Source organism: Streptomyces sp. NPDC058685 (assembly GCF_042714725.1).
Classification (GTDB): Bacteria; Actinomycetota; Actinomycetes; order Streptomycetales; family Streptomycetaceae; genus Streptomyces.
Genome location: NZ_JBHXSL010000006.1, coordinates 194968 through 215483, shown reverse-complemented (window position 1 = coordinate 215483; position 20516 = coordinate 194968). Strand labels below are relative to the sequence as shown.

The 20516-nt window shown below is 70.7% G+C and carries 18 protein-coding genes; 13 read left to right on the top strand and 5 right to left on the bottom strand.

Annotation, left to right across the window (positions count from 1 at the left end; translation table 11 throughout):
* Positions 1-251 precede the first annotated feature (251 nt).
* Together ACFWU3_RS08095 and ACFWU3_RS08090 are read left to right on the top strand one after the other, a co-directional pair.
* Positions 252-1958 (top strand): glycosyl hydrolase family 28-related protein, encoded by a 1707-nt coding sequence (locus tag ACFWU3_RS08095; protein ID WP_384432879.1) that lies wholly within the window; start codon positions 252-254, stop codon positions 1956-1958.
* Between the two features lie 64 nt (positions 1959-2022).
* Positions 2023-3636, top strand: coding sequence for an MFS transporter (locus ACFWU3_RS08090; RefSeq protein WP_384432876.1), 1614 nt, complete (start codon positions 2023-2025; stop codon positions 3634-3636).
* Between the two features lie 54 nt (positions 3637-3690).
* Here ACFWU3_RS08090 and ACFWU3_RS08085 read toward each other — a convergent pair whose 3' ends face one another.
* Positions 3691-5049: an MDR family MFS transporter gene (locus ACFWU3_RS08085; protein ID WP_384432873.1), complete on the bottom strand. Its 1359-nt coding sequence runs from the start codon at positions 5047-5049 to the stop codon at positions 3691-3693.
* A 153-nt stretch (positions 5050-5202) separates the two neighbouring features.
* On the opposite strand from ACFWU3_RS08085, the gene ACFWU3_RS08080 reads away from it, so the two are divergent.
* Together ACFWU3_RS08080 and ACFWU3_RS08075 are read left to right on the top strand one after the other, a co-directional pair.
* Entirely contained in the window at positions 5203-5964 is a 762-nt protein-coding gene (locus tag ACFWU3_RS08080; RefSeq protein ID WP_327682840.1) for a phosphoglyceromutase, read from the top strand.
* A 146-nt stretch (positions 5965-6110) separates the two neighbouring features.
* Entirely contained in the window at positions 6111-6689 is a 579-nt protein-coding gene (locus ACFWU3_RS08075) for a dihydrofolate reductase family protein (protein ID WP_384432870.1), read from the top strand.
* A 48-nt stretch (positions 6690-6737) separates the two neighbouring features.
* Here the strand turns inward: ACFWU3_RS08075 and ACFWU3_RS08070 are convergent, their stop codons facing one another.
* Positions 6738-7115, bottom strand: a complete 378-nt coding sequence (locus ACFWU3_RS08070; RefSeq protein ID WP_384433078.1) for a PaaI family thioesterase — start codon at positions 7113-7115, stop codon at positions 6738-6740.
* A 187-nt stretch (positions 7116-7302) separates the two neighbouring features.
* Entirely contained in the window at positions 7303-7845 is a 543-nt protein-coding gene (locus tag ACFWU3_RS08065; protein WP_384432867.1) for an HAD domain-containing protein, read from the bottom strand.
* A 120-nt stretch (positions 7846-7965) separates the two neighbouring features.
* Between ACFWU3_RS08065 and ACFWU3_RS08060 the strand changes: the two genes are divergently transcribed.
* Complete coding sequence (locus ACFWU3_RS08060) at positions 7966-9135, top strand: amidase domain-containing protein (protein WP_384432864.1); 1170 nt, start codon at positions 7966-7968, stop codon at positions 9133-9135.
* 378 nt (positions 9136-9513) lie between these two features.
* Here the strand turns inward: ACFWU3_RS08060 and phoU are convergent, their stop codons facing one another.
* Positions 9514-10191, bottom strand: a complete 678-nt coding sequence (gene phoU / locus ACFWU3_RS08055; protein WP_313945580.1) for a phosphate signaling complex protein PhoU — start codon at positions 10189-10191, stop codon at positions 9514-9516.
* 208 nt (positions 10192-10399) lie between these two features.
* Here phoU and ACFWU3_RS08050 point away from each other — a divergent pair, with 208 nt between their 5' ends.
* Together ACFWU3_RS08050 and ACFWU3_RS08045 are read left to right on the top strand one after the other, a co-directional pair.
* Entirely contained in the window at positions 10400-11692 is a 1293-nt protein-coding gene (locus tag ACFWU3_RS08050; protein ID WP_384432860.1) for a sensor histidine kinase, read from the top strand.
* Entirely contained in the window at positions 11689-12369 is a 681-nt protein-coding gene (locus ACFWU3_RS08045; RefSeq protein ID WP_142217884.1) for a response regulator transcription factor, read from the top strand. Before ACFWU3_RS08050 ends, ACFWU3_RS08045 begins: the two co-directional genes overlap by 4 nt.
* Positions 12370-12470: 101 nt before the next feature.
* Here ACFWU3_RS08045 and ACFWU3_RS08040 read toward each other — a convergent pair whose 3' ends face one another.
* Complete coding sequence (locus ACFWU3_RS08040) at positions 12471-13223, bottom strand: DUF461 domain-containing protein (protein WP_384432857.1); 753 nt, start codon at positions 13221-13223, stop codon at positions 12471-12473.
* Between the two features lie 615 nt (positions 13224-13838).
* Here ACFWU3_RS08040 and ACFWU3_RS08035 point away from each other — a divergent pair.
* The 6 genes from ACFWU3_RS08035 (at position 13839) to ACFWU3_RS08010 (ending at position 20286) form a co-directional block, all read left to right on the top strand.
* A complete protein-coding gene (locus ACFWU3_RS08035) occupies positions 13839-14321 on the top strand; it encodes a CarD family transcriptional regulator (protein ID WP_003953493.1) in 483 nt (160 codons plus the stop codon).
* Between the two features lie 282 nt (positions 14322-14603).
* Positions 14604-15350: a 2-C-methyl-D-erythritol 4-phosphate cytidylyltransferase gene (gene ispD, locus ACFWU3_RS08030; protein ID WP_384432854.1), complete on the top strand. Its 747-nt coding sequence runs from the start codon at positions 14604-14606 to the stop codon at positions 15348-15350.
* Positions 15337-15855: a 2-C-methyl-D-erythritol 2,4-cyclodiphosphate synthase gene (gene ispF / locus ACFWU3_RS08025; protein WP_384432851.1), complete on the top strand. Its 519-nt coding sequence runs from the start codon at positions 15337-15339 to the stop codon at positions 15853-15855. The genes ispD and ispF overlap by 14 nt, the downstream gene beginning before the upstream one ends.
* A gap of 244 nt (positions 15856-16099) precedes the next feature.
* Positions 16100-17500: a cysteine--tRNA ligase gene (gene cysS, locus ACFWU3_RS08020; RefSeq protein WP_384432848.1), complete on the top strand. Its 1401-nt coding sequence runs from the start codon at positions 16100-16102 to the stop codon at positions 17498-17500.
* Between the two features lie 94 nt (positions 17501-17594).
* The gene (gene rlmB / locus ACFWU3_RS08015; RefSeq protein ID WP_384432845.1) at positions 17595-18548 is read left to right on the top strand and encodes a 23S rRNA (guanosine(2251)-2'-O)-methyltransferase RlmB; all 954 of its coding nucleotides are present in this window, start codon (positions 17595-17597) and stop codon (positions 18546-18548) included.
* Positions 18549-18717: 169 nt separating this feature from the next.
* Entirely contained in the window at positions 18718-20286 is a 1569-nt protein-coding gene (locus ACFWU3_RS08010; RefSeq protein WP_384432842.1) for a DoxX family protein, read from the top strand.
* The last annotated feature ends 230 nt before the right edge of the window (positions 20287-20516 follow it).

Genomic DNA, 20516 nt, shown 5'->3' with positions numbered 1-20516 from the left:
CGGGGACCTGTACGCCGCCGACCCCGAGGAGTCGAGCCCGGAGGGCCCCCGGACCCGCCGCGGGACAAGGACCCGACGCCCCCGGGCCGCACCCGGACCCGACGCGGAACAAGGACCCGAGCCCCCGGGCCGCACAGCACCCGCCCCGACCAACACCCCCCGCCCACCCCCTTCCCGCACCCCGCACCCCCATGGCATGCTCGCCGCCAACACCCACATGAACGTTGTTCACATCCGTGGAAGGCGAGCTCATGGAGACCGGTCAGCGCCCCATCAGCAGACGCACTCTGCTCGGCAGTGCCACCGCCGTCGTAGCAGCCTGTGCCACCAGCGGCACCCTCCTCGGCGGCGCCGCACACGCCGCCCCCCACCCAGGGCCGGCCGCCCCCACCCCCTCCCCCCTCTGGCACGAGTACCGCCGCAACCCCTTCAACCACCCCCAGATCCCCTACATCGGCCGCGCCGGCCGCCACCGCGGTGACCACCACGCGCCCCGGCACGACGCGCCCGGCCGGACCGTCGACGTCCTCGACTTCGGCGCACGGCCCGACGGTTCCGCCGACGCCGCCCCCGCCATCAACCGCGCCCTCGCCGCCGTCGGCAAGCGCGGTGGCGGCACCGTCCGCATACCGGCCGGCACCTACCGCATCGACGACGTCATCCGCATCGGCCACAGCAACGTCGTCCTCAAGGGCGCCGGCAGCACCCGCACCAAGCTGCTCGCCACCAAGAACCTCACCGAGCTCATCGGCCCGTACGGCAGTCGCTACGGCGGCGACAAGTCCTCCTGGTCCTGGGCGGGCGGGCTCATCTGGCTCTGCCCGGGCGGGCGTTGGGACAGCCTCGTCGATGCGATCAAGACCAAGAACTGGCCCTTCGAGGGCTGGACCGGCAACCAGCGCGACGAGTGGCGCACCCTCGCCACCGTCCGCGCCGCCAAGCGCGGCGACTGGACCGTGACCGTCCCCGACACCCGCAGACTGCGCCGCGGCCAGCTCGTCCTGCTGCGCATCGCGGACGACGCCCAGCACACGCTGCTGGAGCACATGGCCGGCGACGGCCCCGGTCCCGAGGCGTACTTCTGGGACGACAAGACCAAGCTGACCAGCTACGTCCCGTACGAGTGGCCGGTCCGCATCACCGCGGTCAAGCGGAACAGGGTCACGTTCGAGCGCCCCCTGCCGCTCGATCTGCGCCCGGAGTGGGACCCCCGGCTCGTCACACCGGTCACGCCGCTCACCGACTCGGGTGTCGAGGGGCTCACCCTGGAGGCGGTGGAGACCCCGCAGTCCCCGCATCTGCTCGACAAGGGCTACAACGGCGTCACCTTCCAGTGCGCGTACGACTGCTGGGCCGACGACATCACGATCCGTCACGCGGACAACGGGTTCGGCCTGGTCGCCGCGTCCGCCTGCACCCTGCGTCGTACCCGGGTCGAGGGCCGCGGCTCCCACCACCCGTACTTCTGCCGCGAGGGCTCGCACGACAACCTCATCGAGGACTTCACCATCGCCCCGCGCACGGTCCCGGCCCCGGCCGGCACCCAGTTGCACGGCATCAACGTCGAGGGGCTCTCCAGCTACAACGTCTGGTCGCGCGGCCGGATGGACATGGGCACCTTCGACACCCACCGCGGGATGCCGTTCGCCAACGTCCGCACTGAGATCACGGTGAACAACGACGGCCGGCACGGCGGCGACGCCAGCGCGGGCCCGCTCTACGGCGCCCGGTTCGCCCACTGGAACGTCACCGTCACCAATGAACGCGCCGGACTGATCAAGATCGACCAAATCGCCCCCTACAGCGCGACCGTCGCCATCTCCACGGTCCGCGAGTTCGACCAGACGGACGTACCCGACTTCACCGGAGAACTGCACTCACGGCTGGAGGCATACGGCGCCCCGGGTGGCGTGCAGCCGCGGAATCTGCATCAGGCGCAGCGCGCTCTGCGTCCGTAGGCACCCCTGTTCCCTCCCTCTCCCCGGGCGTGCGGGACACCCCGGGGAGGGGGAGAATCCCACCATGAGCGACAAAACGGGGAGTTCTGCGCCCGGGACGACCGCTTCCGGCGTCGCCGGGCCCAACCAGACCGTTGCCCTCGCGGCGATGCTGTTCGCCGTGTCGATGACGTTCATCGACCAGACCATCGTGGCGATCGCCGCCCCGAGCATCGTGGACGAACTCGACCTCTCCACCTCGGGTGTGCAGTGGGTCGTCAACGCCTATCTGCTGTCCCTGGCCGCGTTCTTCGCCCTCGGCGGCCGGCTCGCCGACATCCTCGGCCACCGCCGGATGATGGTGATCGGCACCCTGGTCTTCGTCATCTCCTCCGTGCTCTGCGGCTGCGTCCCCAACGACAGCTTCGCCCAGAGCTGGCTCATCATCTTCCGGGCCACCCAGGGCCTGGGCGCCGCCCTGATGTTGCCCGCCGCGCTCGCCGTCGTCGTCGCGGTCTTCCCGGTGGAGAAGCGCGGCCGCGCCCTCGCGCTGTTCTTCGGTCTGTCCGGTGCGCTGACCGCGCTCGGCCCGCTTCTCGGCGGCTGGCTCACCGACTGGACGTGGCGCGCGATCTTCTGGGTCAACGTGCCCGTCGCGATCATCGCCCTCGCCCTCACGGCGTACGCCCGTATCCCCAACCAGAAGCGCCCCGAGCGCCTCGACGTGCCCGGCGCCGTCCTCGTCGCCGCCGGCATGGGGCTGAGCGTGCTCGGCCTTCAGCAGGCGTCCGCGTGGGGCTGGGGCAGCGTCGCCACCTGGGCCTGCATCATCGGCGGCCTCGCCGTGCTGGTCGTGTTCTGCGCGTACGAACTCCGCGTCGAGGAACCGCTCATCAAGCTCCAGGTCTTCCGCGACAAGGCGTTCAGCGTCGACTCGGCCGTCCTCTTCTTCGCGATGCTCGCCTTCGTCCCGGTGTTCTTCTTCGCCTCGGTGTACGCACAGGTCTCGCTCAGCGCCTCGCCGAACCAGGCCGCGCTGTTCCTTCTCTACTTCTTCATCGGCTTCGGCATCGCCTCCCAGTGGGGCGGCCGCATCCTCGACAAACGCGGTGCGCGGCCCGCGATGAAACTGGGCACCGCGCTCGGCGCCGTCGGATTCTGGCTGTGGGCGGGCGAACTGACGAACCTTTCGATGCACGACCAGTGGCTGTACGCCGCGCTCGCCGGCGCGGGCATCGGCTTTCTGCTCGCTCCCGCCTCGACGGACGCCGTCAACCGGTCGATCAACGCCTCGTACGGCGAGGTCACCGGCATCACCCAGACCGTGCGCAACTTCGCGGCGGCGGTGGGCATGGCGGTCTTCGGCACGATCCTCACCCATGTCACCACCGACAAGGTCATGGAGACGCTCCAGGCCAAGGGCGTACCGGACGGCCCCGCACGGGACGCGGCCCGTAATGTCGCCGAGGCGGTCACCGGCAACCCGGACGCGAAGACACCGACCGGTGACGGACCGCTCGCGACGGCGATGCGCGACTCGATGAACGCCATCCGGATGGACTTCGCCGAGGCCAACCAGTACGTGTTCTACGGCATGGCCATCGCGCTCGCCATCGCGTTCGTGTGCTCGCTGCTGCACCCGGGGACGCGGGTGACGGAGGAGACGGACACGGCGTCGCGGGCGCAGGCGGACCGCTGAAGCGCGGACGCGTCGCCGGCGCGCGGTCCGCGGCCGGCGATCGGCGGCACTCGGTCAGGCGCCGGCCTTCTCCGCCGCGCCGCTGTCCGCGAGAGTCACGGGCGGCACGGGCGTGACCGGCGTGACAGGCGTGACCGGCACGACGGGTGCGACCGGTTCGATCGGCGTGACCGGTGCGGGGACGTCCGCCCCGGCCGGTTCCTCGTCCGGCAGGCTGCGCATCAGCAGCCAGTACCCAAGTCCGGCCACCGTCCCCAGCGCCGCGCACATCCCCCACAGCAGCTCGGCGCCGTAGTGGTCGATGACGAAACCGGCCAGCAGCGGGGCGATCAGCGCGGCGACGGACCAGGACATCGTGTACATCCCCTGGTAGCGGCCCCGGCCGTGCAGCGGGGAGAGCCGGACGACCAGCCCGGTCTGCGTGGGGGCGTTGACGATCTCGGCCAGCGTCCACACGCAGACGGTCAGCGCGTAGACGGCGATGGACCCGGCGAAGGCGGTGAGCCCGAAGCCGTACCCCGCGAGCAGCGAGGAGACGATCAGCAGACGGCGCGGGTCGCGGTGCTCGATGTAGCGGGTGACCGGGATCTGCATCACCACGATCAGCACACCGTTGATCGCGATGGCCGCGCCGAAGTCGGAGGCGGAGAAGCCGTCGGCGCCCATCGCGAGCGGCAGGCCCATGTAGCCCTGCATGAAGACCAGCGAGACGAGGAACGACAACCCGACGACGCCCATGAACCGTCCGTCGCGCAGCACGGTCCCGAGCCCGATCCGCGGCTCCGCGGCGCCCGTGGCGGACTCCTCGGCCGACCGCTCGGGCCGCGACTCCGGCAGCTTCACGAAGACGACGACGGCGCAGATGAGGGTCATCACGGCCTCGCCGAGGAAGCCCGCGAGATAGCTGTACTCGGCGATGAATCCGGCGGCGACGGAGGAGACGGCGAAGCCGAGGTTGATGGCCCAGTAGTTGAGCGAGAACGCCCGCACACGGTCCTGCGGCCGGACGATGTCGGCCATCATCGCCTGCACGGCGGGGCGGGAGGCGTTCGACGCCATGCCGACCACGAAGGCGACGGCCGCGATCGCCACCGGGTGCTGGACGAATCCGAGCACGGCCACGGACACGGCCGTCGAGCTCTGCGCGATCAGCAGGGTGGGCCGGCGCCCCAGCCGGTCGGCCATCACACCGCCGCCGAGGGAGGAGATGACACCGCCGAGACCGTGCAGAGCGACGACGAGCCCGGCGTACGAGGCGGAGTAGCCCTCCTCCAGCGTCAGGTACAAGGCCATGAAGGTGGCGACGAACGCCCCGAGCCGGTTCACCAGCGTGCTCGTCCACAGCCACCAGAACGCCGGGGGGAGCCCCGAGACGCTTTCGCGTACGGCTCTGCGCAGTGCGGCTGTGGACATGTGTCTCCCCCGGGGCCTCGGCAGGCGTGTAAGTGGCTTCGCTGGTATCCGCAAGTTACTTAGCGCGGGGTCCCGGCCGCCACTCAATTGACGTCAGCCGTCAACCGTGGACGCGAGCTGTCCGCCCGGAGGGCTTCCATTAGGCTCGGACACATGGCCGAAGCACCGTACAAGCTGATCCTCCTCCGCCACGGCGAGAGCGAATGGAACGCGAAGAACCTGTTCACCGGCTGGGTGGACGTCAATCTCACCGAGAAGGGCGAGAAGGAGGCGGTCCGCGGCGGTGAGCTGCTCAAGGACGCCGGCCTGCTGCCCGACGTACTGCACACCTCGCTGCAGAAGCGGGCGATCCGCACCGCCCAGCTGGCGCTGGACTCCGCCGACCGCCTGTGGATCCCGGTCCGCCGCTCGTGGCGGCTGAACGAGCGTCACTACGGTGCGCTTCAGGGCAAGGACAAGGCGCAGACCCTCGCGGAGTTCGGCGAGGAGCAGTTCATGCTGTGGCGCCGCTCCTACGACACCCCGCCGCCGCCGCTCGAGGACGGCACGGAGTTCTCCCAGAGCGACGACGCGCGCTATGCCACGATCCCGCCGGAGCTGCGCCCGCGCACGGAGTGCCTCAAGGACGTCGTGGTCCGCATGCTGCCGTACTGGTACGACGGCATCGTCCCGGACCTGCTGACGGGCCGCACGGTCCTGGTCGCCGCGCACGGCAACTCCCTGCGCGCGCTGGTCAAGCACCTCGACGGCATCTCGGACGAGGACATCGCGGGCCTCAACATCCCGACGGGCATCCCGCTGGTGTACGAGCTCGACGCCGACTTCAAGCCCCTCAACCCGGGCGGCACCTACCTCGACCCGGACGCTGCGGCGGCGGCGATCGAGGCGGTCAAGAATCAGGGCAAGAAGAAGTAGATCTGCACGATCACGCCCCCGACCTGCGCACACGGCGCGGATCGGGGGCGTTTTCGCGGCGCGGGCCCCTGGATGCGCGATGAGTCCCGCTGTCATGGCCAGTCTGTATCTCCAGGACGCGACCGACCGCACACCAGGAGAGCACCATGACCGCCACCTACACGTTCGACGTCTTCTCCAGCCTCGACGGCTTCGGTGCCGCCGGCGGCGACTGGACCGGCTACTGGGGCAAACAGGGCCCCGAGCTCCTCGATCACCGGCTTTCCCTGTACGGCGGGGAGCAGCGGATGGTCTTCGGGGCCAACACCTACCGGCTGTTCGCGCAGATGCTGGCGTCGAGCACCGAGGAGTCCGAGGTCCGCGACCCCTGGGTCACGCGGATGAGGAGCCTGCCGGCGACGGTGGTGTCGAACACGCTGGACGGCCCCCTGGACTGGCCGGAGGCGAAGGTCGTGAGCGGTGACGCCGTCGATGTCGTCGCCCGGCTCAAGGAGGAGTCCGACGTACCGCTGCGCTCGCACGGCAGCCTGTCGATGAACCGGGCGCTGATGGCCGCCGGTCTGGTCGACCGCGTCCAGGTGACGCTCTACCCGGTGATCACCGGCCGGACCGGGCTGGACCCGATCTTCCAGGGGGCGGCCGACTTCGACCTGGAACTCATCGAACAGCGGACGCTCGACGGCCACATCCAGGAACTCGTCTACCGGCCCACGCTGCACGGCTGAGCCCGTCGACGGGCTGCCCCCGTCAAGCAGCCGAACCGGCCCGGGAGTTCACTGTTCCGGCCGTGCCTCGACGCGGATCAGTGTCTGCTGGCCGGTGGCCACGAGCGACCGTTCGTCGCCGCGGACGCCGAACACCTCCAGTCGGCAGACGGTGAGGGTGCGTCCGGACTTCAGGACCGTGCCGATCGCCTCGATGTGGGCGCCCAGCGCGGGCGCCAGGAGATTGATCTTGTATTCGACGGAGAGCACCGAGGTGTCCTCGGGAAAGAGGGTGAACGCCGCGTAGCCGCCCGCGCTGTCGGCGATGGCGCTGGTGGCTCCCGCGTGGAAGTAGCCGTTCTGCTGGGTGACCTCGGGCCGGTGGGGGAGGGTGATGTGGACGCGGCCCGGTGCGATGTGCGCGAGGCGGGCGCCGAGGTGGCCCATCAGGCCCTGGCTCTCGAAACTGGCCCGGATGCGCGCCTGCACCTCGGGGCTCGCGGCGTCCTGGTGCGCCTGGTCGTCCACATGCCCTCCAGGGGCGGTCGTCGGTGCCGGTCCGGCGGGCCGAGGTGCGTCCCGCGCCCACGTGCACGGACGAACCCGCCGATGGCGATCATCATGACACCCCTGGTCAGGGCCCGTCCGTACCCTGCGGCCCGTCCGGCACCGCCGTACCGAGCCAGTCCGCGAGCACCCTGAAATCCCCGTCCGTCAGCCCCACGCTCGCGTCCACGCGGTGCAGCAGCGCCGCCCCTCGGTGCTCGGCCGCGACCCACAGGCGGTCCATCGCGCCGATCTCGTCGTCGACCCGGACGAACGGGCGGCCGCCCGCCCACTCGACGACGGTGCGCGTCTTCCAGTGCAGGCCCCGTGGCCCCTCGGGAACGGCATCCGGCCACCTCACCACCGGCAGGGGCGGCAGGCCGAGCCGTGGAGCGACGACCTCGTTCGCGTCGTCCAGCCACGTCGTCGCCCAGACCAACTCGCAGCCCAGCGCGGTCAGACGAGGCCCTACCGAGGGATCGAGGCGTCCCAGCAGCGGGTTTCCCGGATCGGCGGGCGCACCGAAAGCGGAAGCAGGCGGTCCGGAAGAGCGGCCCGGTGACGCTCCGAAGGGGATGAGCGGGCCGTCGACATCGAGGAAGAGGAGGGGGCGTTCCAGCGGGCCGGTCACGGGCAGAACACTAGGCGCGCAACGATCCCGCCATCTCTTGGGCAACCCCCTTCACACCCCGCACACCGGGCATGCGAAGATGCCCTGCCCCGGCAGGCGTCCGGGTGGGAGGGGAACTCAGTGAAATCAAGGAAATTGAGCCGCACGCGCCGCCGCGCGACCATATTGACGGCAGCCGTCGCCTCGGTTGTCGCCGGTGCGGCCATGCTGCCCAACTGGAGTGCCGGCGCGGCCAGTGCCGACAAGGTGGCGGTGGACCCGCAGACCAGGGCCACCTTCCAGCGGCTGGCGGACGCGGTCTTCACCGACCGCACGGACGCCCTCGTGGACCGCAAGCAGAACCCGGGCAAGTCGCCGCTGACGTCCGGCTTCTCCGGCGACGTACGGCTGTCCGAGTCGCTGGAGGACAAGGAGGACTCCGCGCTCTCCTCGCTCCGCAGCCGCAAGTCCCGCCTCGCCACCCTCGGTGAGCGGTACACCTCGGCCAAGACCAGCGTCACCCTCGACAAGGCGCGGACGCGGGGACGTCACGCCACCGTCGACGTCACCGAGACCACGACGCTGACGTACCAGAAGATCCGTGGCGACGAGCCGGGCACCACCGGTTTCCAGGCCCGCCACGAACTCACCTTCGCCGCCGACCGGCAGGGCAACTGGCAGCTGACCGGCATCCGCGACACCGATGACGGCTACATCGCGGTGAACCAGCCCGCCCAGCCGCGCACCGGGGTGACCGCGCGCGACGGCGGCATGCCCGTGGCCACGCGCGCCGCCATCACGCGGCCCGCGCCGGCCAAGCCGAAAGCCCTCAACTCCGGTACGTACAACTACAAGGCCATGGCCGCGTACGCGGAGAAGTACTGGACCAACTACAACACCGCCTACCCCAACTACCACTCGGCCGGCGGCGACTGCACGAACTTCGTCAGCCAGGCCCTGCGGGCCGGTGGGTGGAAGGACGTCCCCGGGACGTCCACCGACTACAAGAAGTGGTTCTCCAACACCACGCGCCAGTCGGACTCGTGGGTCGGCGTGAACGAGTTCTCGTGGTTCGCCCTGTCCTCCAAGCGGGTCACCAGCCTGGCGAACGTCTACCAGATGGATCTGGGTGACGTGATGCAGATGGACTTCGACAAGGACGGGTCCAAGGACCACACCATGGTCGTCTCGTACCGCAGCTCGAAGGGCGTGCCGTACCTGACCTACCACTCCAACAACACGTACCGCAGGTCGGTCGCGAGCATCATCGCCTCGTACCCGAACTCGGCGTACTACGCGTACCGCACCTGATCCGACGCACGACGCGCCTCGGCGTACGGTCACGCACGCCGAGGCGCACAGGCGCAGGTGGACAGAGAAGGGCCCCGTCCGGAACCGGACGGGGCCCTTGTTCGCTGTCGCCGCCGCTAGCCGCAGCAGCCTCCGCACTGGCACGGTGCCCCCGACTGGCAGCCGCAGCCGCAGCCCGAGCCGCAGCCACAGGCACCGAGAACGGGCAGGAACGTCACGTCGGTCTGCCCGCCGGACGATTCCTGCTGAGGGTCGGTCGTGGGGGATTCGGCCATGGGTCCCTCCTCAAGGGCGTACGAGATGTGCCGCCTCTGCCCATGTCATTCCCCCCGGGGCAGGCGCATCAACAGCGCGCGGAGGCACAATCGCCCCCGGCGACTACGCGCCGTCGACCTGCGTCGGCTGCTGGAGCTCGTCCGCGTGCTCGCCCGTGACCAGGTACACGACACGCTTCGCCACCGAAACCGCGTGGTCCGCGAAGCGCTCGTAGTAGCGGCCGAGCAGCGTCACGTCCACCGCCGTCTCGATGCCGTGCTTCCAGCGGTCGTCGATCAGGTGCTGGAACAGCGTGCGGTGCAGCAGGTCCATCTCGTCGTCGTCCGTCTCCAGCTGAAGCGCCAGGTCGACGTCCTTGGTGATGATGACCTCGGCCGCCTTCGCCATCAGGCGCTGCGCCAGCTGACCCATCTCCAGGATGGTCGCCTGCAGGTCCTGCGGCACCGCGGTCTCCGGGAAACGCAGCCGGGCCAGCTTGGCCACGTGCTGGGCCAGGTCGCCCGAGCGCTCCAGGTCGGCGCTCATCCGCAGGGAGGTCACCACGATCCGCAGATCCGTGGCGACGGGCTGCTGCCGCGCCAGCAGCGCGATCGCCCGAGCCTCCAGGTCGTGCTGGAGGTCGTCGACCTTCTGGTCGGCGGCGATCACACTCTCGGCGAGCTTCAGATCGGCGTCGAGCATCGCCGTCGTGGCGCGCCCGATCGCCGACCCGACCAGCCGGGCCATCTCGACCAGGCCCTCGCCGATCGAGTCCAGTTCCTCGTGGTACGCGTCCCGCATGGGATGTCCCTCTTTCAATCCGACCGGGGTCCTGAGTGGTACGGGGGTGTCTCGGACCCCCACGCTCCCACGTTCTGTCCGGAACGCGTCCGGCTCCACCCTCGGAAGTGAACCGGCCCCATCCCCTCGGTGAACTCTGAGCGACGAGTGTTCGAGGTGCCACCCGTTTGGCTGGGAGCATGCTCGTGACCACGCCTAACCTGGAGGCATGGACGTGAACGCGGCGGTTGCCGCAGCGGCAGCGATCGCCGGGTTGTGCACCGGCGTCATCGCCATGCTGGCGTTCCGCTGGAGCGAACGCGACCAGGCGAGACCCACCCGCACCTCTCTGCACACCGACGCCGCGCTGCCGCCCGGCGTCGACACGGTCCTTTCCGTACTCCGCTCCTCCGCGGTCGTCCTCGACGAGAGCGACGCCGTGGTCAAGGCCAGCTCCGCCGCGTACGCCCTCGGCCTGGTCCGCGGCGGCAAGCTCGCGGTCGAGCCGATGCTGCACATGGCACGCGACACCCGGCGCGACGGTGAGATACGGCAGGTCGAACTGGACCTGCCCCGCCGCGGCACCGGCCGCGGCGAAGCCCTCGCCGTCTCCGCCCGCGTCGCACCGCTCGGCTCCCGTCTCGTCCTCCTGCTGGTGGAGGACCTCACCGAGGCACGCCGTATCGAAGCGGTACGACGCGACTTCGTCGCCAACGTCAGCCACGAGCTCAAGACCCCCGTCGGCGCGCTCTCCCTGCTCTCCGAGGCGGTCATGGACGCCTCCGACGACCCCGAGGCGGTCACCCGCTTCGCCGGCCGCATGCAGATCGAGGCGACCCGGCTCACCAACCTCGTACAGGAGCTCATCGACCTCTCCCGGGTGCAGAACGACGACCCGCTGGAGGACGCCGAGCCCGTACGCGTGGACGAACTGGTCGCCGAGGCCATCGACCGCTCCCGGCACCCCGCGTCCACCAAGCAGATCACCATGGCCGTCGGCGGGACCACCGCTCCCGGCGGCGAGGGAGTCACCTCCGACCTGCACATCTGGGGCAACCGGGGCCAGCTCGCCGCCGCACTCGGCAATCTCGTCGAGAACGCCGTCAACTACTCCCCGGCCCGCACCCGCGTCGGTATCTCCGCCCGCCGCATCACCGCGCCCGGCGGCGACCTCATCGAGATCGCCGTCACCGACCAGGGCATCGGGATCTCCGAGAAGGACCGCGAAAGGGTCTTCGAACGCTTCTACCGCGTCGACCCCGCCCGGTCCCGGGCCACCGGAGGCACCGGCCTCGGGCTGGCCATCGTCAAACACGTGGCCGCCTCGCACGGCGGGGAGGTCACCGTGTGGAGCTCCGAGGGACAAGGCTCCACGTTCACCCTGCGGCTACCGGAAGCGGGCGCCGTGCGGGACCGTTCATCCGCCGGACCGGATCGCGTCGACGAGGACGACGACCGGCCCTTCGACAGCGAACCCTCTGACCAGAACACCGTGATCCCTGCCCCGGAGGTCCTTCCGTGACCCGAGTGCTCGTCGTCGAGGATGAGGAATCATTCAGCGACGCCCTGTCCTACATGCTCCGCAAGGAGGGCTTCGAGGTCGCCATCGCGACCACGGGCCCCGAGGGGCTCGACGAGTTCGAGCGCAACGGCGCCGACCTCGTCCTGCTCGACCTGATGCTGCCCGGACTGCCGGGCACCGAGGTGTGCCGTCAGCTGCGCGGCCGCTCCAACGTCCCGGTCATCATGGTGACCGCCAAGGACAGTGAGATCGACAAGGTCGTCGGTCTCGAAATAGGAGCCGACGACTACGTCACCAAGCCCTTCTCCTCGCGGGAGCTCGTCGCCCGCATCCGTGCGGTGCTGCGCCGCCGCGGCGAGCCGGAGGAGGTCACCCCGGCAGCGCTGGAGGCCGGCCCGGTCCGCATGGACGTGGACCGCCACGTCGTCACCGTCTCCGGTGGCAAGGTCGACCTCCCGCTGAAGGAGTTCGACCTGCTGGAGATGCTGCTGCGCAACGCGGGCCGTGTGCTGACCCGTATGCAGCTGATCGACCGGGTGTGGGGCGCGGACTACGTCGGCGACACCAAGACGCTGGACGTCCACGTCAAGCGTCTGCGCGCCAAGATCGAGCCGGACCCGGGTGCCCCGCGCTACCTGGTGACGGTCCGGGGCCTCGGCTACAAGTTCGAGCCGTAGGCCGGCCCGGCCGGAAGGATTCCCCTCCGGACGGCCGTTCCCGGGGTCACGACATGAGGGCGCCCCGCCGGAATCCCGGCGGGGCGCCCTCACGTCCGCTGTCAGTGCTCCGCATCGCCCTCGGTCGAGGCCGAGGAGGAGTCCGAGGGAGTCCCCGGCTCGCCCGACTCGCCGTTGCCCGGCTCGCCCGACGCTCCGGCCTCGCCCTCCGCCTGCTCCGAGGCGGCGTCCGACGGCTCGCTCCCGTGCTCGCCCTCCGGCGCGCCCGGGCTCTTCGACGGCTCCGCGGGAGTCTGCACCGGCGGCTTCGGCAGGACGCTCGGGCCGAAGCCCTGGTAGTAGCCCGCGGCCGGGTGCACGAACGCCTCGAGCTTCACATCGCCGGTCTCGCTGAAGCGGACGACGACGTCCTGCACCCCGCCGATGTTCTTCGTCAGCTCACGGCCGTTCTCGAGGACGGCGGAGGCGTTGCCCTTGCCGCCGACGATGATCGAGCCCTGGGCCGGGACGGTGACCGGGCCCGTGCCCTGGGCCGGGGTCAGCTTCACGGTGCCGTTGACGCCCGGCAGCGTGACCGCGTCGATCGTCTGCGGCTCGGTGTCGTCGTTGAAGATCGTCGCGGAGAAGGTCGCGGGACCGTCGGTGTCGCTCTGCGGCTGGGTGATCACCACCGCGTTCTGGATCTTGATCGCGTCGACCGAGACCTCGGCGTTGTCGGGCCTGACACCGAGCGTCTGCGCGTTCTGGCCCGCGCTGCAGGCGCCGAGCGCGAGGACGGAGAACGCGACGGCGGTGACGGCGAGGGCGCCGCGTCGAAGGCGGGCGCCCCCGGACGGAGTTTGGGGGAGGCTCACGGCGGCGGCATCTCCTTGAACGTTCGGACTGGCTACGGACGGGCCCCCGGCGCCCGGGGGCCTCGGGGAAGGTCGAACCGGCGCAATACCGGCCGGGGCCGCGTCAGTTCGCCGACAGATTACCGAGCCACCGCTCCCGCCCCGCACCCGACCCGCCCCTACACCCGCGACGCGCCGCCCCGGGTGCCGGCGCAGACCCCGCCGGAGCACTTCCGATCAGGCGCATTCGAACGCTGTTCACATATCCGCGATGATCAATTTTCCTGCGCATCCGCATTCCCCGCGAATAGCTCCGGTGATCAATTCCGGATTCCCGGCCGCATCCGTCCGTACGGGTGACCGACCGCCGAACGGAGTACAGGAAGTTCACCACTGGAAACCCGGCAAATCGGGACGTTCGGCCACGTGCGGGGGCCTTGCGCGGTGTGTGACGTGTGCGTTTCCGTCCGTCTGTGCAGCCGCTCCGACCTGCGAATACCTCGTTCCGCAGACCGCTCGCAGCACGTCCACGTTGCAGTTGTCAAGCCCCGAGATATGCCCTGACCTGCGAAAACGCCATTCAGAAGAAGCCGTATCCGTGTTACCCTGGATAGCCACGGAAGGGGTACCTGTCACATGACGTTCAAGGTTGGCGACACCGTGGTCTATCCCCATCACGGGGCCGCGCTGATCGAGGCCATCGAAACTCGCCAGATCAAAGGCGTGGACAAGACCTACTTGGTGCTCAAGGTCGCCCAGGGCGACCTGACGGTGCGTGTGCCGGCGGACAATGCGGAGTTCGTCGGGGTGCGCGATGTGGTCGGGCAGGACGGGCTGGACCGGGTCTTCGAGGTGCTGCGCGCGCCGTACGCCGAAGAGCCGACGAACTGGTCCCGTCGCTACAAGGCAAATCTCGAGAAGCTCGCCTCCGGCGATGTCATCAAGGTCGCCGAAGTAGTGCGCGACCTGTGGCGTCGTGAGCGTGAGCGTGGTCTTTCCGCAGGTGAGAAGCGGATGCTCGCCAAGGCTCGCCAGATCCTGGTGAGCGAGCTCGCGCTCGCGGAGAACACGAACGAAGACAAGGCCGAGGCTCTGCTCGACGAGGTCCTCGCGTCCTGACGCAGCTGCGCCGGATGCAAAGCTGCTATCCACATAGTGCCGCGGTGCCCGCTGACAAGCTGTGACTACAGTTCTGTCGCCGGGCGCTGCGGCATGTTCGTCTCGCGTTCACAGCGGTACCCCACCCTGTGGTGTGCCGGGCCCGGGCGGCTGGCGCAGACCGATGGTCACGGAAGGGTCCGGTCAAGGCGTCGCGCCCGGCACTCCCCCAACCTACGGTCGGGGGTACCCCCAGGCCATACCCATGTCGGCCGAGGAAACAAACCTGCCGGAGTGCAACCGATGTCTGACCAAACGCGTCCGTCCCGTACCGCAGCGGTGATCCCGGCCGCCGGCAAGGGCGTACGGCTCGGCCCCGGCGCTCCCAAAGCGCTCCGCACGCTGAGCGGCACGCCCATGCTCGTCCACGCCGTACTGGCCATGGCCGCATCCCGCGCCGTGTCCCTCGTCGTGGTCGTCGCCCCGCCCGACGACGTCGCCGGCGTGAAGAGCGTCCTCGCCGAACACGCGATGTCCGACCGGACCGAGGTCCTCGTCGTCGCAGGCGGCGACACCCGCCAGGAATCCGTACGGCTCGGCCTCGACGCCCTGCCCGAGGACATCGGCATCGTCCTCGTCCACGACGCGGCGCGGCCCCTCGTGCCCGTCGACACCGTCGACGGCGTCATCGAGGCCGTACGCGACGGGGCGCCGGCCGTCGTGCCCGCCCTCCCGCTCGCGGACACCGTCAAGGAAGTCGAACCCGCCGAGAAGGGCGAACCCGAACCGGTCGTCGCCACCCCCGAGCGGGCCCGGCTGCGTGCCGTGCAGACCCCGCAGGGCTTCGACCGGGACACCCTCGTCCGCGCCCACCACATCGTCCGGCCGGACGGAGAGGGCGCCACCGACTGCGCCGGTATGGTCGAGCGGCTCGGCGGCCCGGTCGTCGTCGTCCCCGGACACGAAGAGGCCTTCAAGGTGACCCGTCCCCTGGACCTCGTCCTCGCCGAGGCCGTACTCGCCCGCAGGAGGGCCAATGACGGCTTCTAGCCACCCGCCCGTGCCCCTCATCGGCATCGGCACCGACGTCCACGCCTTCGAAGAGGGCCGTGAGCTGTGGTGCGCCGGCCTGCTGTGGGACGGCCCCGACGGCGGTCACGGGCTCGCCGGACACTCCGACGGCGACGTCGCCGCCCACGCCGCCTGCGACGCCCTCTTCTCCGCCGCCGGCGTCGGAGACCTCGGTGCCCACTTCGGCACCTCCCGGCCCGAGTGGTCCGGCGCCTCGGGTGTCACCCTCCTCACCGAGGCGGCCCGGATCGTGCGGGCCGAGGGATTCGAGATCGGGAACGTGGCCATCCAGGTCATCGGCGTACGGCCCAAGATCGGCAAGCGCCGGGACGAGGCCCAGAAGGCGCTCGGCGCCGCGGTCGGCGCCCCGGTCTCCGTCTCCGGCACGACCACCGACGGCCTCGGCCTCACCGGCCGGGCCGAAGGGCTCGCCGCCATCGCCACGGCGCTGGTCTACCGGACCCGGGAGCCCGCGTCCCCGTGAACCGCGCCGCCCCCGGGCCCGTCGGCTTCCCCGGGCGTCGCCGGTACGGGTGAACCGCCCGGCCACGGCCCACTCCGGCCCGGCCACGGCCCACTCCGGCCCGGCATCGGGCAGTGCCCCCGGCAAGGCGTCGCACAGGGCCCTGGGCAATGCCTCGTACAACACGTCGTACAAACGTCACGAAGTTGTCCCCGCGGCCCGAAAGGGTCGCGGGGCACTGCCGTGGGCCCACTACCCTTGTTGCGTGACCATTCGCCTGTACGACACCAGCGCCCGGCAGATCCGTGACTTCTCCCCGCTCACGCCGGGCTGTGTCTCGATCTACCTCTGTGGCGCGACCGTGCAGGCCGCCCCGCACATCGGGCACATCAGGTCGGGACTGAACTTCGACATCATGCGCCGCTGGTTCGAGTACCGCGGCTACGACGTCACCTTCATCCGCAACGTGACCGACATCGACGACAAGATCATCACCAAGTCGTCCGAGCAGAACCGCCCCTGGTGGTCCATCGGTTACGAGAACGAGCGCGCCTTCAACGACGGCTACACCGCCCTCGCCTGCCTGCCGCCCACGTACGAGCCGCGCGCCACCGGCCACATCACCGAGATGGTCGAGATGATGCGCGGCCTCATCGAGCGCGGCCACGCCTACGAGGCCGAGGGCAACGTCTACTTCGACGTGAAGTCCTTCCCCGGTTACCTCGAACTGTCCAACCAGGACCTCGACGACCTCCGCCAGCCCTCCGCCGACGGCGAGACCGGCAAGCGCGACCCCCGCGATTTCGCCATGTGGAAGTCCGCCAAGCCCGGCGAGCCCAGCTGGGAGACCCCGTGGGGCCGCGGCCGTCCCGGCTGGCACCTCGAGTGCTCCGCCATGGCGCACAAGTACCTCGGCACCGCCTTCGACATCCACGGCGGCGGACTCGACCTGATCTTCCCGCACCACGACAACGAGATCGCGCAGGCCAAGGCCTACGGGGACGAGTTCGCCATGTACTGGGTGCACAACGCCTGGGTCACCATGGCCGGCGAGAAGATGTCCAAGTCGCTCGGCAACTCGGTCCTCGTCTCCGAGATGGTCAAGCGCTGGCGGCCGATCGTCCTGCGCTACTACCTCGGCACCCCGCACTACCGGTCCATGATCGAGTACAGCGAGGAGGCACTGCGCGAGGCGGAGTCCGCCTTCGCCCGCATCGAGGGCTTCGTGCAGCGCGTCACCGAGAAGGCCGGTGAGGCCGTACCGCCCGCGGACCGGGTGCCGCCCGCGTTCGCCGAGGCCATGGACGACGACCTGGGTGTGCCCCAGGCCCTCGCCATCGTCCACACCACCGTCCGCCAGGGGAACTCCGCACTGGCGGCCGACGACAAGGAAGCCGCCGTCGCCCGCCTCGCCGAGGTCCGCGCCATGCTCGGCGTCCTCGGCCTGGACCCGCTCGACCCGCACTGGGCCGGCGAGACCGACCGCGGCGAAGACCTCCACGGCGCCGTCGACACCCTCGTACGCCTCGTGCTCCAGCAGCGCGAAGCGGCGCGGTCCCGCAAGGACTGGGGCACCGCCGACGCCATCCGCGACCAGCTCACCCAGTCCGGACTCGTCATCGAAGACGGTCCCGACGGGCCACGGTGGACCCTCGGCCCCCGTTGAGCACCCACGCAGATGTGCCGCCCGGCCCGCCGGGCGGCACACTTTCTTACATACGCACGCACGCAGACTTGAAGAAACAGGGAAACAGGTAGTCATGGCCGGGAACAGCCAGCGCAGGAACCGCCGCACGTCCAACAAGAAGGGCGCGCAGGTCGGCAGCGGTGGCCAGCGACGCCGCGGCCTCGAAGGCAAGGGCCCCACCCCGCCCGCCTCCGCCCGCAAGGGCCACAAGAAGAACCGCATCGCCACCGCCCAGGCCAAGAAGGCCGTCGGCCGGCGCCCCGTCGCCCGCCGCGGCGGCAAGGGCACCTCCGAGATGGTCGTCGGCCGCAACCCCGTCTTCGAGGCCCTGCGCGACGGCGTCCCCGCCTCCACGCTCTACGTCCAGCAGTACATCGACAACGACGAGCGCGTACGCGAGGCCCTCCAGCTCGCCACCGGCCGCGGCAACATCAACATCATGGAAGCCCCGCGGCCCGAACTCGACCGCATGACCAACGGGCTCAACCACCAGGGCCTCGTCCTCCAGGTCCCGCCCTACGAGTACGCGCACCCCGAGGACCTCGCGGCCGCCGCCTTCGACGACGGCGAGGACCCGCTCATCGTCGCCCTCGACGGTGTCACCGACCCGCGCAACCTCGGCGCCGTCGTCCGCTCCGTCGCCGCCTTCGGCGGTCACGGCGTCGTCGTCCCCGAGCGCCGCGCCGCCGGCATGACCGCCGGTGCCTGGAAGACCTCCGCCGGCACCGCGGCCCGCACCCCCGTCGCCCGCGCCACCAACCTCACCCGCGCCCTGGAGTCGTACCAGAAGGCCGGACTCACCGTCGTCGGCCTCGCCGCCGACGGGGACCGCGAGGTCGGCGACCTCGCGGAACTCGGCGGCCCGCTCGTCATCGTCGTCGGCAGCGAGGGCAAGGGCCTGTCCCGTCTCGTCGGCGAGACCTGCGACTTCCTCGTCCGCATCCCGATGCCCGGTGGCGCCGAATCGCTCAACGCCGGTGTCGCCGCCGGTGTCGTCCTCTACGAGGCCGCCAAGCGCCGCGCCTGACACCGCATTTCCGCGCTTCCGACGCGTTAACCGGCCAATTCACCAGCCTTGACGGGTCTCGGACAGATAGGGCCCGTCACGGCAGTGTCCTAAGTCCACATCACTCGGTTAGATGAGTGTGGACACCAGAACGCCCCGGCCCGGGTTCGATGATCAGCCTGCGCTGAGCATGGTCAAGGTTGACTGCGATCCCGCGCAGGTCATCGTGAACCACGCCAGCTTCCGGGTGCAGCTCGCCCAGAGCCCGCGCCCCGCACGTGGCCTTGCGCAGACCGCCCTCAGTCCCGTCGTCGGCGCGGCCGGCCGGGTGGTGCGCAGGCGGGCGCCCGTCGTCTGGAGCGGGAAGTCGGCGCCCGGGGACGTCGGCGCCACCGGCCTGCTCCAGGCCGTACGCAACACCACCGCCGAGCGCGACGCCTACGACAGCGACCGCTACGGCAGCGACCGCTACGACACCGGCGCCACGCAGACCATCCCCCGCCTCGATCTCGCCGAGGACACCGAGCCGACCCCCGTCGTCCCGGCCCCCGGCGGCGGCGACCGGCCCCTCCTGCCGCCCATGCGGCAGGCGGTCGGCGCCTACGACTCGTACCACTCCTACGGCCAGGAGCCGTACGAGGACGACGAGTTCGATCTCACCGAGAACGGCGACGACGACCGCCCGCAGCGCCCCGGCGCCGAAACCGTCCGGCACGCCTACTACCCCGGCCGCCGGATGAATCTCGGAGTGGTCCTGCTGCCGCTCCGCGTGTTCCTCGGCTTCATCTCCATCTACGCCGGCATGGGCAAACTGTGCGACCCCGTCTACTTCGACGGCGGCGAACGCGGCTCCATGGTGAAGTGGCTCAACTCCCTTCACCCGTGGGCCCTTGCCGAACCCCTGCGGGACTTCGCCCTCTCGCACCCCGTCGGCGCGGGCCTCACCGTCGCCTTCCTCCAGGTCGTCGTCGGCGTCCTCACCGTGCTCGGCCTCTGGCAACGCGTCGCCGCGGTGATCGGCGCACTCCTGTCGGCCGCGCTGATCCTCACCGTCAGCTGGAAGACCGTCCCCGCCTACGACGCGCCGGACATCATCTACCTCGCCGCCTGGTCCCCGCTGATCATCGCGGGCGCCCCGGTGTACTCCATCGACGGACGCCTCGCGGGCGAGGCCTGGCGCAAGCTCGGCCCCCGCTCCGAACTGTGGGAACTGCGCCAGCGTGTGCTGCGCCGGGGAGCGATCGTCGCCTCCGTCGTCGTCGGCCTCACCCTGCTCATCGGCTCGGTACTCGGCGGAGCCGTCCGCTCCACCGACATGGTCACCGTCCCCGGCCCCAATCAGGACCCGACCAACCACCGCCCCGGCTCCCCGCTGGAGCAGGAACCGACCAGCGGACGCAGCTCCTCCGGCCCGTCCGGCGACGCCGACCGGCCCACCCCGTCCGCGAGCCGCGCCCAGACCCCCGAGCAGGAGAAGTCGACGCCCTCGGAGGAGGCCGTCCGCGAGAGCGGACGTGTCGCCGAACGCCCCAGCCAGACACAGGGAAACAGCCAGGAACAGCCCGGCCGCTCCGAGCCGGCCGAGGAACCCCCGTCCAGCAGCTCGGGCCCCGGCTCCAGCGGCGGCAGCGGCGACGGCTCCGGCGGCGGCGGAGGTGACGGCGGCGGCGGTTCCTCCGGCGGGACTTCCGGAGGCTCGTCGGGCGGATCCGGCGGCGGTTCGAGCGGCGGACGCGTGATCGGCGGCCTGCTCGGCTGACCCGACGAAGAATCACGACGAAGAACCACGACGAAGAACCACGACGAAGAGGCGGGCCCCCGCCAAACGGTGGGCGCCTCGTCGTGGGGTGCGGGGGGGGGGGGCGGGGGGGGGTGCGCCGCGGTCCGGCCCGTCTGGGGCGCCGCGCGGGCGCTGGGGGCCCGGGGGCTTGTCGGGCGTCGGGTCCGGGGCCCTCCGGGCTCGACTCCTCGGGGTCGGCGGCGAACAGG